Source organism: Lactobacillus crispatus (assembly GCF_018987235.1).
Lineage (GTDB): Bacteria > Bacillota > Bacilli > Lactobacillales > Lactobacillaceae > Lactobacillus > Lactobacillus crispatus.
Window position 1 is genome coordinate 876,740 of sequence record NZ_CP072197.1, and the last position, 14,286, is coordinate 891,025.

Annotated in this window: 11 protein-coding genes and 4 pseudogenes; 11 read left to right on the forward strand and 4 right to left on the reverse strand. The window is 38.3% G+C overall.

Features of this window, described 5'->3' with window-relative positions:
* Positions 1–13: 13 nt before the first annotated feature.
* The 3 genes and pseudogenes from J6L97_RS04320 (at position 14) to J6L97_RS04330 (ending at position 2,731) form a co-directional block, all read left to right on the forward strand.
* Positions 14–1,957, forward strand: a complete 1,944-nt coding sequence (locus J6L97_RS04320; protein WP_057726606.1) for a M13 family metallopeptidase — start codon at positions 14–16, stop codon at positions 1,955–1,957.
* A 44-nt stretch (positions 1,958–2,001) separates the two neighbouring features.
* Positions 2,002–2,229 (forward strand): annotated as a pseudogene (locus J6L97_RS04325) (FAD-dependent oxidoreductase); the annotation flags it as partial.
* 34 nt (positions 2,230–2,263) lie between these two features.
* Positions 2,264–2,731 (forward strand): Dps family protein, encoded by a 468-nt coding sequence (locus J6L97_RS04330; RefSeq protein WP_025006478.1) that lies wholly within the window; start codon positions 2,264–2,266, stop codon positions 2,729–2,731.
* A 447-nt stretch (positions 2,732–3,178) separates the two neighbouring features.
* Here J6L97_RS04330 and J6L97_RS04335 read toward each other — a convergent pair whose 3' ends face one another.
* Entirely contained in the window at positions 3,179–4,930 is a 1,752-nt protein-coding gene (locus tag J6L97_RS04335; RefSeq protein WP_057726605.1) for an oligopeptide ABC transporter substrate-binding protein, read from the reverse strand.
* A gap of 179 nt (positions 4,931–5,109) precedes the next feature.
* Here J6L97_RS04335 and J6L97_RS11335 point away from each other — a divergent pair.
* Positions 5,110–5,298, forward strand: a pseudogene (locus J6L97_RS11335) (hypothetical protein); the annotation flags it as partial.
* Positions 5,299–5,475: 177 nt separating this feature from the next.
* Here the strand turns inward: J6L97_RS11335 and J6L97_RS04340 are convergent.
* Positions 5,476–6,318 (reverse strand): SLAP domain-containing protein, encoded by an 843-nt coding sequence (locus tag J6L97_RS04340; RefSeq protein ID WP_054833043.1) that lies wholly within the window; start codon positions 6,316–6,318, stop codon positions 5,476–5,478.
* Between the two features lie 144 nt (positions 6,319–6,462).
* Between J6L97_RS04340 and J6L97_RS04345 the strand changes: the two are divergent.
* Positions 6,463–7,321, forward strand: a pseudogene (locus J6L97_RS04345) (IS982 family transposase).
* A 77-nt stretch (positions 7,322–7,398) separates the two neighbouring features.
* Here the strand turns inward: J6L97_RS04345 and J6L97_RS04350 are convergent.
* Positions 7,399–8,433, reverse strand: a complete 1,035-nt coding sequence (locus J6L97_RS04350; RefSeq protein ID WP_123811765.1) for an IS30 family transposase — start codon at positions 8,431–8,433, stop codon at positions 7,399–7,401.
* A 195-nt stretch (positions 8,434–8,628) separates the two neighbouring features.
* On the opposite strand from J6L97_RS04350, the gene J6L97_RS04355 reads away from it, so the two are divergent.
* The 6 genes and pseudogenes from J6L97_RS04355 to J6L97_RS04375 all read left to right on the forward strand — a co-directional run bounded on the left by J6L97_RS04355 (position 8,629) and on the right by J6L97_RS04375 (position 12,954).
* Positions 8,629–9,069, forward strand: a complete 441-nt coding sequence (locus J6L97_RS04355; RefSeq protein WP_057726522.1) for a YSIRK-type signal peptide-containing protein — start codon at positions 8,629–8,631, stop codon at positions 9,067–9,069.
* Entirely contained in the window at positions 9,048–10,670 is a 1,623-nt protein-coding gene (locus J6L97_RS04360; protein WP_054832695.1) for an SLAP domain-containing protein, read from the forward strand. The genes J6L97_RS04355 and J6L97_RS04360 overlap by 22 nt, the downstream gene beginning before the upstream one ends.
* A 189-nt stretch (positions 10,671–10,859) precedes the next feature.
* Complete coding sequence (locus J6L97_RS04365; protein WP_164477100.1) at positions 10,860–11,036, forward strand: hypothetical protein; 177 nt, start codon at positions 10,860–10,862, stop codon at positions 11,034–11,036.
* The gene (tnpB, locus tag J6L97_RS04370) at positions 11,033–11,380 is read left to right on the forward strand and encodes an IS66 family insertion sequence element accessory protein TnpB (RefSeq protein ID WP_004897519.1); all 348 of its coding nucleotides are present in this window, start codon (positions 11,033–11,035) and stop codon (positions 11,378–11,380) included. Before J6L97_RS04365 ends, tnpB begins: the two co-directional genes overlap by 4 nt.
* An 88-nt stretch (positions 11,381–11,468) precedes the next feature.
* Positions 11,469–11,672 (forward strand): annotated as a pseudogene (locus tag J6L97_RS11050) (transposase domain-containing protein).
* A complete protein-coding gene (locus J6L97_RS04375; protein WP_191088329.1) occupies positions 11,626–12,954 on the forward strand; it encodes an IS66-like element short variant transposase in 1,329 nt (442 codons plus the stop codon). Before J6L97_RS11050 ends, J6L97_RS04375 begins: the two are co-directional and overlap by 47 nt.
* A gap of 80 nt (positions 12,955–13,034) precedes the next feature.
* Here the strand turns inward: J6L97_RS04375 and J6L97_RS04380 are convergent, their stop codons facing one another.
* Positions 13,035–14,264 (reverse strand): MFS transporter, encoded by a 1,230-nt coding sequence (locus tag J6L97_RS04380; RefSeq protein ID WP_057726520.1) that lies wholly within the window; start codon positions 14,262–14,264, stop codon positions 13,035–13,037.
* Positions 14,265–14,286: the final 22 nt, after the last annotated feature.

The window sequence follows — 14,286 nt, forward strand, 5'->3', positions numbered from 1 at the left end:
GTAAGGAGAAAAAATGAGAAGATATTTTGCCGTTCGTGGTGGAGCTGGCGATGTTGCACAACCAGATCTTAATGCCAAACCACAAGATAATTTGTATTTAGCTGTCAATTCAGAATGGTTGTCTAAAGCTAAAATCCCTGCAGATAAGACGTCTGCTGGGATTAACTCTGAACTAGATCAACGAATTGAAGATCGGGTAATGAAAGATTTTGCTGATGTTGCAGCGGGTAAAGAAAGAATGCCTGATATCAAGGATTTTGGGAAAGCAATTGCTTTATATAAAATTGCCAAAGATTTTGACAAAAGGGATGCTGAAAAAGCTAATCCAATTCAAAAAGATTTACAAAAGTTATTGGCTTTGAGTAGCTTTAGTGATTTTGAACAAAAGGCTGCTGATTTATTTATGGGTCCATATACTTTGCCATTTGTCTTTGATGTTGATGCTGACATGAAGAATACTGATGTAAATGTGCTTCATTTTGGTGGACCAAGTACATTTTTACCAGATACTACGACCTATAAAACAGCTGATGCCAAAAAACTCTTGGATATTTTACAAGATCAAAGCATTAATTTGTTAATGATGGCCGGGGTTGGTAAGAGTGAAGCACGTACTTATGTTGCCGATGCTTTAGCTTTTGATCAAAAATTGGCTAAGATTGTTAAATCAACCGAAGAATGGTCAGATTACGCAGCAATCTATAATCCAGTAAACTATGCTGAATTTATTGCAAAATTTAAGTCATTTAAGATGGCTGACTTTATGGCTGCTGTTTTGCCAGTTAAACCAGAGCGTATCATTGTAATGGAACCACGTTTTCTTGATCATGCTGAGAGTTTATTAAACGCAGCTAATTTTGCCGAAATTAAAGGCTGGATGTTGGTTAAATACATTAACAATGTAGCTAGATTTTTGTCTCAAGCTTTTCGAGAAGCAGCATTTCCATTTAATCAGGCAATTACTGGTGCGCCACAATTGCCAACTCAAATTAAACAAGCTTATCGTTTAGCAAATAGTGCTTTTGATGAAGTAGTCGGCATTTTTTATGGGCAAAAGTATTTTGGAGCTAAGGCCAAAAAGGATGTTGAAGACATGATTCTTAAGATGCTCAAGGTTTATGAGGAAAGAATCAAATCAAATACCTGGCTTTCTGCTGAAACGAAAAAGAAGGCAGTAGTTAAGTTAAAAGCCTTGGTCTTAAAGATTGGTTATCCAGATAAGATTGAAGAAATCTTTGATTTACTGCAAGTTGATCCTGAAAAGAGCCTCTATGAAAATGAGGTAGCAATGTCGACAGTGCGTACTAAATATATGCTGGCTAAATTAACTAAGCTGGTTGATCGTTCGGTATGGTTAATGCCAGGTAATTTAAATAATGCCTGCTATGATCCACAAAGAAATGATTTAACTTTCCCAGCAGGAATCTTGCAGGCACCGTTTTATGATATTAATCAATCGCGCGGTGCTAACTATGGCGGTATTGGTGCAACTATTGGTCACGAAGTATCACATGCTTTTGATAATAGTGGTGCTAAGTTTGATGAACGAGGAAATATGAATAATTGGTGGACTGATGCAGACTTCGCTGAATTTAATAAACGAGTTGGCCAAATGGTTGATATTTTTGATGGTTTGCAATATAGTCCAGCTAAAGTGAATGGTAAGCAAGTTGTTGGTGAAAATATAGCTGATTTAGCTGGACTTGCCTGTGCTGTCCAAACTGGAAAAGATGATGGTGCTGATTTAAAGGATCTTTTTGAAAACTATGCTCGTAGCTGGATGCAAAAACAACGTCCTGAAGCAATCAAAACAGAAGTTCAAACCGATGTCCATGCGCCGCAGCCAACTAGAGTAAATATTCCGGTTCAATGCCAAGATGAATTCTATGATGCATTTGGCGTTAAGAAGACAGATGGCATGTGGCTTAACCCAGAAGATAGAATTACAATCTGGTAAAAATAACAAGAATCTATATTGGCTTAAGTGAATAAGATGAAGATAACCCATTAGGTTATGTAGCATTGACCTTTGATAAGCTTAACCACCAAATTTTAGGTGGGGCAGTAATGTCTACTTATGATTTAACAGGTCAAGGAAATGTCCTTAGTTTAGCTATTAGCCATAGACTTACTTTAGAAGATCTTGCAGAATAAGATTTCTTCTTCTCACCAAGTTTTGACCGTCAATGGAGTCTACTTAACTTGGCGGCCCAACATGCCTTAGGCTGAGCTAAATTCTAATTTAATGAAAGTAGGTCTCAATATGAAGTATCCAGAAACAAAAGAAAAGTTAAATGAATTAGTCATTAATTTATTGCATATGCACATGATTGTTCGCCGTCACCATTGGTATATGCGCGGCAGTCAATTCTTGAAGTTGCACCCATATCTTGATGACTTAATGGATGAACTAGATGATCAGATTGATGGTCTTGCAGAAAGATTAATTACCATCGATGGTTCACCTGTTGCCACTTTAAGGGAAGTTGTTCAATTAAATAAAATTCCTGGTGAAAAGGGGAGTTGGGACTTCACTAATACACAAAGACTTGAAAAGATCATTTCAGGCTATCGTTATTTAGATAAGCTCTATGAAGAAGCGCTTGAAGCTTCTGATAAAGAAGGAGATTACTCGACTAATGATATTTTGACTGGTTTCCATACTGATCTTGAAAAGCGGCTTTGGATGTTAACGGCTGAACTTGGTCAAGCTCCAGATATTGATGCATAAGTCGTAAATTTAGAGAAAATAGCGAATCTGTAGTGGTTCGCTATTTTTTATGGCAAAAAGCTCTATTACAATTTACGTAAGCACCTGAAATTTGGACTATAATTTCGAGGCTTTTGTTATGTCTAAATTATCTGAACGAGACATTAATTATTTCTGAAACTTGCGAACTCTGTTCGCGGGTGTGTCATTGTTTCATAGCTTCTGCTTTAGTTTTACGCTTTCCTTCAGGTCTTTGTCTGTGTTGCAGGTTTATCCGTCATTTGGCCCGACTAGACATCTGTACGCGCACATGAAAAAATTGATAGTCAATTCCTTCGTTAATAACGTCACTATTAGTGATACACAAGAAAAATGCTACCAAATCAGTCAGATTTAGTAGCATTTTTTTAGATTAATTAAAGTAAATTTTAGAAAAGATATTTATTAAGCAAGACAGTTAGGTAATGTTTATTTTACAAACCCTGCACTAAACCAGTTAGTTGCGCTTGGTTTAAGTGACCATCCAGTTACTTTTTTATTAACAGCGGTTATTGAATATGAATTAGTGGTAGGTACAACATAGGCCTCATTGTACATCCATTTTTGCCATTTTCTGAATGCGTCAACACGATACTTATGGTTGAAAGCTTTTTCTGAGTCAATATCAGCTAAAAGCTTACTTTGTACAGGGGAAACAAAACGTGCCATATTATATGGTGCAGCAGCGCTATAAAGATCATTAGGAGAAGGTTCACTTGAAAGTGACCAGCCACCTTCAAAGACATCAATTTTTGGATCATCAGATTGAACTGCTTGTACCCAATTGTTAAATTCCATTGGACGACCGCCAACAAACTTAACGTTCAAACCGATTTTCTTCCATTGTTGGATATAATTACGCCATACGGGCTCTGCGGTAGTAGCATTGTTTCTAACAGCTAAATTAATAGTAAGCTTCTTTCCGTTAGGTTGAACTCTGAATTCGCCTTTCTTTTTATATCCGGCTTTATCTAGTAATTGGTTGGCTTTCTTCAAGTTATATGGGTAACCTTTAATTGAACTATCGGAAAAGTCACCAAATTGTTCTGGAATCAAAGTATTAACACGGAATGCTAATCCTTGGTAATAGCGTTTAGCAACAGCATCAATATTCATTGCATAGGCCATTGCTTTACGTAATGCTGGATTATTCATCTTGGCATTCTTATTTTCAACATTCTTTCCTAGCTTCTTATCCCATTTACCAACTTTAAAAGCTAAGTAGCTATAACTAAGTGGAACTTCACCAATAAAGTTAGTATCAGTTGCATTCTTAGTTTGATCCCATTGTGTATTAACCACATCAGCAATATCAAATTTATGACTTTTAATGGCTTGGGTAGCAGAACTGGAGCTGATAACAGATGCAGTTACTTTTTCAAAGTTTGGTGTACCACGCCAGTAATAAGGATTACCCTCCCAAGAAACAGATTGACCACGAACAATATTAGATACACGGAATGGTCCAAAAAATAGTGGGGATTTTCTGACCTTGTCACTAGATAAAAGCTTTGAAAAAGGTACATCCTTTAAGTAATGATAGGGTTCAGCACATTCCCAGAAATATCCATTACCTGATTGAAGCATACCAGGCTTCATTTGCTTGAAATGGAGTACGACTTTGCGTCCATTTTCACCATCAGGCATTTCAATTCCAGAATTTTTCTTGCTTTTGCCTTCATGATATTCAGCTAAGCCAACAATATCAGCTAAAGATTCAGTATATCTTTGTGATTTAGAGTCTTTATTTGCAATAATTTCATAAGCAAGTTCAACGTCTTTAGCATTCACTTGCTTACCATCTGACCACTTAACTCCTTTTTTCACTTCGATTGTGATAGTCTTAGCTTTCCGATTTAGTTTAAAAGTAGCAGCTCCTTTATTATTAATCTTATATTGATCATCTGTTGAAAATAAAGATTCTAGACCTGGGCTTTGTACCTCACTATCAATTGTAGTATCTGATAATTCTGGTAAGAAAATACCAGTGAATGGACTGTCTGATTCAACAGCATAGGTTAAAGTTTTAATACTTTTTACGGGAACAGTTTCGCTAAACTTATGATTAGTTTTATTTGCATTACTACTGTTTGTATGTTTGTTATTACCACATGCAACTAAACTTAAAGTTGCTCCAGAAATAAGTGCTAATGCACCAAAATATTTTCTTGCTTTAGTCATGGTAAAGCGCACCTCTAAAGAAATTTTATTAAATTATATTTAAGCTTTATTATATGATTATTAAAAAAGCAAATTGTTTTATCTATTTTTGTTAAAAAATATAAATAAAATTAAAAAGATTAGATCTTAGGATACCTAAAACATAATAGAGATAAGTCAGATCTCTGAACTCTATATAGCAGAATATGCAAGGTGCTAAGGAACATAACGATCGTAAGTTGATGAAAATTAGGAAGGATAAATGAAAGTGTTTTTTCACTTTTAGCTTATTATAATGCGGAAAATAGAACACGCATTTTAGTAGGATTTCAAACCGCTTAGAAATGACAATATTAACATATAATGGTGTATGGATGGACAAGCTTTAATTAGCACCAAGCGTACATCTTATTACTACAATTGTGATAGTATCAAGACATTAGAAAAACCATACTCCGATAAAATATCGAAATATGGTTTTAGAATAGAGTGATCTAAAATATGTCCCAAATTTGGCGTTCGCATCAAATTCGACTGGCCTTAAATTTAAATTAATTATTTGAATTTTATTCTTCTGGTGCAACAGCCAAGTTTGGCATAGTTGCAATGTCGTTCATATCAATGTATGACTTTTGACCCTTAATGCCGTATAAAGTCAAAGTTTGGTCGCCATTTTTAATAGTCTTAGTGCGGTCAACACTAACTTTGCTGCCAGCAGTTAATTCTTGGCTAACTGTTTTACCTTCGGCATCGTAAACAGGGACTTTAGATTCATTGCTATGCTTACCTAAAGTTACAGTTTGGTATGCAGCATATAATGGTTCATTATTTACGTAACTTACGTTAGATACGCGGATATATGCGTTTTTACCGATGTTGTAATATTGGTGGCCCTTAATAGTCTTAGTTGATAAAGCCATCTTTTTGCCATCATTTACTAAGAAGCGGTATGCATCACTTGCAGCTGTTTTAATCGAGCCGGTGTAGTTTACAATTTGAGATCTACGCAATAAAACACGCTTAGAGTTCTTAGTTACGCGCTTACCATTTTTGTCGTAAACATATGAATTATTAGCAATATATAAGACGCTCTTGCCGTTTAATGTTGAAATTGCGGAAGTCGGAACGTACTTGTTTTTAGCGATCTTATAAGTATATTCATAGTTGATTAACTTAGGAGCGCCGTAGTATTTAAAAGTAGTGCCGTTCTTAATCCTTTGATTCTTTTGTTTGCCAGCAGCATTGTAGACACCGATTACACTACTATTGTTATTGCCAACAGTAATTGTGCCAGTTGCCTTTTTAGTAGCAGCTTGAGCAGTAGTGATTGATGGATTTACAAGTGCAATAGCTGGTGCTGTTAAAGATAATGCGGCAGCAGCTAAGCTGATTGATTTAATGAGTTTCATGGATATTCCTCCCTTGAAAATATCAATGTTTTATTTACTATTATTATACGCGTGGTGCTAGTTAAAGCGTTTTAGTTAACAAAAAAAGTCCAATCTTGTTAGACTCGACTTGTAAACATATTAATAGAAAAGAGTTTGACTAGATTGAACTACCCTAAGCTTAAGCGTTTTTCTCATCCTAACACAAGTTAGTTTTAGTCGTTTAAATATAATTTGTCGCTGTTTGTACAAACTTTATGCCCCAGATGCATTAAAGCAAAGACGGAATATCAATCGATGTAAAATATCTGACAGTTCTATTCTGGCCTTGCTTATTTGGTAGGCTTCATTGGGCGTTGAATCTCAAAGAAGATTTTGTGAAAAGCTTGTTAATTTATCTCACTCTCGCTTTAATCGCAGAGCACGCATGCTTTTGCCATTGATCTATTTAATTCAACATGGCCTTAATGAGGAAGTAGATCTGTCAGGCGACATTTTGATTATTGATAGCTTTCCTGTGCCAGTCTGTCAGCCAATTCGCAATCGTCGAGCAAAGATCTTTCGCGGCTATGCCGATATTGGCTATAAGGCAACCAAAAAAATCTATTATTATGGTTTTAAGGTTCACGCTATTGTTAGCGACGACGGCTACTTGCTAGATTATATCGTAACCAAGGCCTCAGTTCATGATGCTAAGGAAACAGTAGAACCGATTACTAACGCTCATCCTGACAATAGTTACCTTTTGGGCGATGAAGGATATTTGGGCAAAAAACTGCATCAACGCTTAGAGCAAATGGCCTATACGCTTTGGACACCATATCGTAAAAACATGAAGAATGCTCAAAAGCACAATAAGCACTATTTAATGGCACTCAGAAGGACCATTGAGAGTGATTTTTCGCTTTTGTCTTACTACAACGCTGAAAATAATCGAGCTAGAAGTTTAGCAGGTTTTCAAGAGAGACTCGAAGTTGCCATTTTAGCTTATAATATGGCATATTGTCTAGAACGATTTAACTAGCACCACGCGTATAACTTATGTAAATATGATTAAAAAATTAATATTCCTGAATTGTCAAATTAAGTGCAACAGTTAGGCTATGAGGAAATATATTGCTTGAAGAGTTCTTCTGCTGTGTGATATTGAAGGATTCGACGATGTTTGCGGTTAATGGCATCAGTTGCCTGTTGAACATAAGCAGCTGACTTATCTTTCATGCTTTTGCCTTTAGGGAAGAATTGACGCAGAAGTCCATTGCAGTTCTCATTGGTGCCTCTTTCCCATGGAGAATATGGGTGGGCGAAGTAGATCTGGCAGCCTTTGATCTTGGTCATATCCGCAAACTCAGAGCCATTGTCAAACGTGATCGATTTAAACCAGGCAGGATGTCTGTCAATCTCATTTTGAAGCAGCCTTTGGCATGTGCTTGCCCGATAGTCAGGAATCTTGATAACTACTTCAAAGCGTGTGGTTCTTTCGGTCAAAGTCATTAAAGCAGGCTGATTCTTGCGTCTGACGCCTTTAACCAGATCTCCTTCCCAGTGCAGCGGCGTTTTTCTGTCTTCAATCTCTTTAGGACGCTGTTCAATGGAATTGCCAAGATTCTTCTTGTGCAAAGCATGACCGCTCTGGCCGTGATGACGCTTGTTCCTGCGTCTTTTGAGCTTCATAGGCAGATCAATATTGCTTATGTCCAGCAAGCCCTGATCAATATAGCGATAGACAGTTGGTGTGCTGGGACAAGGGTAGCCTGGCATAGTCCTTTTGAATTCACCAACGAATTCATCGATGCTGGTGGCATCAAATTTAGCTTTGAAGCGTCTGGAGAGCATTCTCAAAAAGACAGCATAATGCTTCAATGGATTGCGCTGATAGCAGTTTTTGCGACGCTTCTCATAATAAAGCTGTGCAGTATCAGCGTAATAGTGCTCATACAATAAATAGCTGCTGTCTCTTTGCAGGACGCTTCCGCGTTTGATTTCGCGACTGATTGTCGACTTATGGCAGCCGACTTCTTGAGCGATAACAGTACGGGAAGTTATGCCGGAATCCAGCATTGCTTGAATTTGTCCACGTTGTACGCTGGTTAATTGATGATAGTGCTTAGAAATGCTAGAATTTGAATTGGTCATGAAGATCTTCCTTTCTTGATTTTTCGTCACTTCAAGTTTAGGTCTTCATGGCCTTTTTGTTTAACACTTGGTGTTGCACTTCAATTTTAAATCCGGGAAAAATTAATATTTGTCATAGTTGATGCATTTTCCTATTCAAGAAGGATAAGATATAGTAGAATAATTTCATTATGACAATTTTTTGAGGTGAATGACTTGAAATATTTTAGAAACGATAAACTGGATTTAGTTAATAAGGAAAAACAACGCTTTGGTTTTAGAAAATTATCAAGCGGAAAAATCGCTTCAGTATTATTAGGGGTAACTATTTTTGGTAGTTTTGCTCTTAATGGCCAAGTTGTTAAGGCTAATACAACTACTGATGGCAGTCAACTAACTGCTGTAGTTGATGAGGCAGAGAGTACGCAAAATAATAAAGAACAAGGTGCTACTTTTAATGAAGAACAATCTGGACAAGATACTTCTGCACAAAATGATGGCAGCCACAGTTCTTTAACTATTACTAGGGACAACTTAGGCCGTGAAGAAACTACTGAAGCTGGAACTGGTAAGACCCAAGCAGATAGTACGACCCAAAATGCAAATAGGGGGGTACAACCTCTGATACAAACGGTGTGGGGGATGCTGCTAGGGTAATACGAACTCGTGCATTAGTTCTTGCACAGCTTGCAATACCAAAGGATGATCAACGAACTGTTCAGGAACAACCTACTGCTGCAGAATTGGTTAAGACATATCCTAAATTAACCGAAGAAAGTGCTCAAAAGTTGCTTGACTACTACAACAATTTAGGTACTGTTACTGCAATTTTAGATCTGGATGCTACAAGCTATGGTTCTGGCTGGCTCGAACAAGTCCTTCAAGGACAAGGCTCGGCATTCTTAACCGATGCCTTTGTAAACAAAATGATTAAAACAAAAACTGGAAATATGGTTACAGCTGCTAAGGATAAAATTGACGACCAAATTAAGAAACTAACAGATCTGGCAAGTCAATATCCGGATAACCAAGAAATAAAAGATGCAATTGCCAAGTTAAATGCAGCTAAAGATAGCATGAACGAGGACAGTGTAACAAATGCTGCAGCTATGAAAGATGCTATTGATGCATTAAATAAATATGGTTCTAAGGATGCATATAAGAAATTAGAAGATGCTGCAAAACATCCAGCAGTAGTTGATAAAGATGGTTTGAAGAGTGCCGTAGCTGAAGCCGATACAGTCAAAGGCGATTCTAAGTACTACAATGCGAAAAATAAGGATGACTATGACAAGGCCTTAGCAGCAGCCCAAAAGGTAATCGACAACCCAGCTGCGACCCAACAAGAAGTCGACGATGCCAAGAAAGCATTAGCCGATGCCAAGACAGCGTTGAATGGATCAGCAACCGATAAGGATGCCTTGCAAAAAGACGTTGATGATTCACGCTTCACCAAGACAAATGACAAATACTACAACGCTAGCCAAGACAAGAAGCAAGCTTACGACAAAGCGCTTGCTCAAGCAGAAAAATTGTTAAACGACAAGACTGCTAGCCAAAAGGCAGTAGATGATGCCGTAGCAAACTTAGAAAAGGCTAAGGCAGAGTTGAACGGTGAACCTAACTTCATCGGCGGCGACTACACTCCATCAGAGCCATCAACCCCATCTATTGAAACTCCAGCAGAAAAGACCACTGAAAAGATCTTGATGCACGCAGCTTACCTCTACGATAACAAGGGTATTAAGATTGATAAGCCAACTGTTAAGAGTTATGTAACTGTTGTAGTTGCAGAAAATCCTGTAACCATTAACGGTATTAAGTACTACAAGGTTGCTGGTAAAGATGAATATATCAAGGCTGGAAATATTGATGGTACTTTAAGAGTAATTACCCATAATTCATACATTTACAACAATAAGGGTAAGGCCACTCGTAACAAGGGCATCAAGCGCTTAGTCAAGAAGACTCGTATCGTAAGAACCTACGGTGCCCCAATCAATATCAAGGGTCACATGATGTACAGAATCGGTAAGAACAGATACATCAAGGCTAGAAACTTTGAAGGTACTTTGAGAAGACTTTCCCACAATTCATTCGTTTATGATGAAAATGGTAAGGCAACTCGCAATAAAGGTATTAGACGCTTATTGAAGAAGTCACGTGTAGTAAGAACCTTTGATGCTCCAGTTAAGATCAACGGACACATGATGTACCGGGTTGACAATGGATACGTTAAGGTTAAGAACTTCAAGTAATCAGTTTCATTAAGCAAACACACAAATACTTTAAAAGAACCGAAGCAAAATTCGGTTCTTTTTTGCGCTTACTTAGTTCCCACTTTTCGGTTATCCTTGTCTCATAGTAAGCGTCAAATAACCGGGTATCTGTTTTAGCCTTCATTTTTCAGGTATTCTAATCTCATCAAATTAATGGAGGTTACGAATATGATCGAAAAACAACAACCCATTGTGGCACTTGGACATTTAACTAAGCCTAAAAAGGCTCGTCCACCACGTAATAATTTATTGCTTAATCTAAAAAAGGATGACTTAGAACTGAACTTATACAGTAGTTTAGATACTGAAATTATGAATAAGCTGCTTGAGAAAGTCTTATTATGATTAGGCTCAGTGATTTGGGTCAAGTCTACATCGTTTGCGGCAAGACGGATCTGCGTAAAGGCATTGATGGCCTAGCAACTTTAGTTAAAGAACAGTTTGAACTTGATCCTTTTAGTGGTAAAGTTTTCCTCTTTTGCGGCGGAAGCAAGGACCGCTTCAAAGCCCTTTATTGGGATGGGCAAGGTTTCTGGCTGTTATACAAAAGATTTGAGAACGGAAAATTGAACTGGCCTCGAAATCAAAATGAAGTTCAAGCTTTATCTTCTAAGCAGGTCGACTGGCTAATGAAGGGCTTTGCAATTAGTCCTAAAATAAAGAACACGAAAGCGCGCGAATTCTACTAACACTTGACATCGCGCGCTTTTTTGATATTCTTTTAACTAATAAATTTAGGAGGAAGTTTATTAGTTAAAAGAAAATTTAGAAAAGACTATTGCACAACAAGCAACTACTATTCAAAACTTAACTGATGAAATCAAGCTCCTCCGTGAACAAGTAGCTTACTTGACGCAGAAGCGTTATGGCAAATCTTCAGAATAAATGCCTTTAAATGGGCAAACAAGTCTCTTTGATGAACCTGATGCTCAAGATGATGGAGAACGTCCCCGACGCCGCCGTTCAGACTATTACTTATAAGCGTAAAGCTCATAAAAGAAAACGTGCTGATTTATTGGAAAGTATTCCAGCCGAAAAAGGTCATCATGAATTAGGCGACAAGCATTGCCCTGATTGTCATCATGAACTTACTGAGATTGGCAAGCAGCCAGTGCGCCAGGAAGTAATATTTATTTCAGCTCAGCTTAAGAAACTAGAGCACATCCAGCATGTCTACAAATGTGAATACTGCGGTCAAAGGGACTTGACTGATAAGATTATCAAAGCCAAATTGCCTAAAACTCCGTTGAAGCATGGCCTGGGCTCAGCCTCATTGATTGCTCATACTCTATATCAAAAGTATGAAATGAAGGTTCCTGATTACCGCCAAGAAAACGATTGGCGCAAGCTAGGACTAGATCTGTCACGGCAAATGCTCAATTACTGGGGATTGAAAAGCAGCGACTATTACTTTAAGCACATGTATAATCTGCTAAAGCAAAAACTATTAAAGCGCCCCATCCTGCATGTCGATGAAACCTACTATACTGTCTTAGAAAGCGAAACAATCAAGACCTACTATTGGGTCTTCCTTTCAGGCAAACATGATCAATACGGAATTACGCTGTATCATCATGATTCACACCGCAGCGGCCAAGTGGCACTTGATTTTTTAGGCAATTACAATGGCTACCTGCACTGCGACATGTGGCAGGCTTATATGCAATTGTCTCAGGCAACCTTGGTTGGCTGCTGGGCACATGTAAGAGGCAAGTTTGATGAAGCCGTGCCCCAAACCGCTTCGGATAAGTCGTTCGCTAAAAAAGGACTTAACTATTGCAATCGGATGTTTTATTTAGAACAGACCTGGGAAGCTTTAAACAAACAGGAGCGTTGCCGGTTAAGACAGGAAAAGCTCAAGCCTTGGATGAAAGAGTTCTTCAACTGGTGCAGGCAAAATAAAGCAACAGTCTTGCCCGGCTCTAAACTTGGCAAGGCTATCAGCTACTCGCTTAAGCATCAAGAAACTTTCGAGAATGTTTTGCTCGATGGTCATTTAGAATTGTCCAATAATAAGGCTGAACGAGCTGTGAAATCACTCGTTATGGGCAGACGCAATTGGCTCTTTTCGCAGAGTTTTGCTGGAGTTAAAGCCAGCGGCATTATTTTGAGTTTAATAGAAACAGCCAAAAGAAATGGGCTTGATCCAGAAAAATATTTGAAATATTTGCTAGAAAAATTGCCAAATGAAAAGGACCTAGAATCAAATACACTTGAAGCTTATTTGCCATGGCAAAAAGAGGTCAAAATCCTTTGTAAATAAGGCATGCGAAAAGGCCACCCCTGGGATGACCTTATTTTTCGTACTTTCAGGCACGCCTGGTTATTTGACGCTTACTTTATTTAATCGTTATTGCTTAATTCTTTAAGGCCTGGCAAACTCATCATAACAATGAAACTAATGATGTAGAGGGCTGAAAGAAAGCCCATGACAACCGTTAAATTGTAGTGATCCATCAAGATACCGATGACAACTGATGAGAAACCACCGATTGCACGGCCAATGTTAACGATGATGTTGTTAGCTGAAGAACGAATCTCAGTTGGGTAGAGGCGACTGATTACTGCACCGTAACCACCAAACATCCCATTTGAGAAGAAGCCCATGACTGCACCGATGATGAGTAGAGTAGCCATGTTTTGTGCAAGTGATAAAACATAAACCATGACAGCTGAACCGATCAAGAAGATGGCGAAGGCTCTACGTGGACCGAAGTGGTCGAAGATGTTACCGAAGGTCATCATACCGATGCTCATGCCGACGATAGTTGAGATCATCCAAATACTTGAGCTAGATACGTTTAAGTTCAATTGCTTTTGCACGATGGTTGGTAACCAGTTCATTAAGCCGAAGTAACCAGCGATTTGGACGGTCATCATGACCATCAAGCCTAAGCTTTGAAAAGCAAGACGTGGGGTTGAAAACATTTTTTTAATGACATCACGTAATAATGAACCTTTTTCATCTTTTTTAGCTTGGAGGAATTGATCGCTTTCATGCAAATGTCTTCTGATAAAGACTGTTAAAATTACTGGGACAATTCCGACCAAGAATAGTGCGTGCCAGCCAGCTGTTGGAATAATCCAAGCCGCAATTAATGCCGCAAAGATCGCACCGATTTGACCACCGACTGCCGCAATTGAGGTCATCTTACCAATTTTGTCGCTTTCAAAGTTTTCGGCGATTAAGGCAATGCCTACGCCATATTCACCGCCGGCACCAATACCGGCGAGAAAACGTAAAGCGTAAATCTCATAGATGTTGTTGGCAAAAGCCATTAAACCGGTAGCTAGGGCGAAGATTAAAACCGTGTGTGAGAAAGTTTTAACCCGGCCAATCTTGTCACCTAGGATGCCGAAACAGATACCGCCGACTAGCATCCCTAAGTTAGTGATTGAGGAGATCAACCCAGCGGCTCCACCAGAGAGGTGCAAATCCGCAATCATTGAACTCATTGCAAACGATAAAAAAAGCACATCCATGTTTTCAAGCGCAAAACCTGATGAAGTAGAGGCGATAACCCACTTCTGGTTTTTACTTAGTCCATGACTGTGCTGCGTAATATATTTCATATTTAATTCCTCCAAAACGAAT

Coding starts and splice junctions, on each gene's coding strand:
- J6L97_RS04365 (WP_164477100.1), top strand. CDS start 10,860: ATGATCGAAAAACAACAACCCATTGTGGCACTTGGACATTTAACTAAG.
- J6L97_RS04320 (WP_057726606.1), top strand. CDS start 14: ATGAGAAGATATTTTGCCGTTCGTGGTGGAGCTGGCGATGTTGCACAA.
- J6L97_RS04380 (WP_057726520.1), bottom strand. CDS start 14,264: ATGAAATATATTACGCAGCACAGTCATGGACTAAGTAAAAACCAGAAG.
- tnpB (WP_004897519.1), top strand. CDS start 11,033: ATGATTAGGCTCAGTGATTTGGGTCAAGTCTACATCGTTTGCGGCAAG.
- J6L97_RS04340 (WP_054833043.1), bottom strand. CDS start 6,318: ATGAAACTCATTAAATCAATCAGCTTAGCTGCTGCCGCATTATCTTTA.
- J6L97_RS04335 (WP_057726605.1), bottom strand. CDS start 4,930: ATGACTAAAGCAAGAAAATATTTTGGTGCATTAGCACTTATTTCTGGA.
- J6L97_RS04375 (WP_191088329.1), top strand. CDS start 11,626: ATGATGGAGAACGTCCCCGACGCCGCCGTTCAGACTATTACTTATAAG.
- J6L97_RS04330 (WP_025006478.1), top strand. CDS start 2,264: ATGAAGTATCCAGAAACAAAAGAAAAGTTAAATGAATTAGTCATTAAT.
- J6L97_RS04350 (WP_123811765.1), bottom strand. CDS start 8,433: ATGACCAATTCAAATTCTAGCATTTCTAAGCACTATCATCAATTAACC.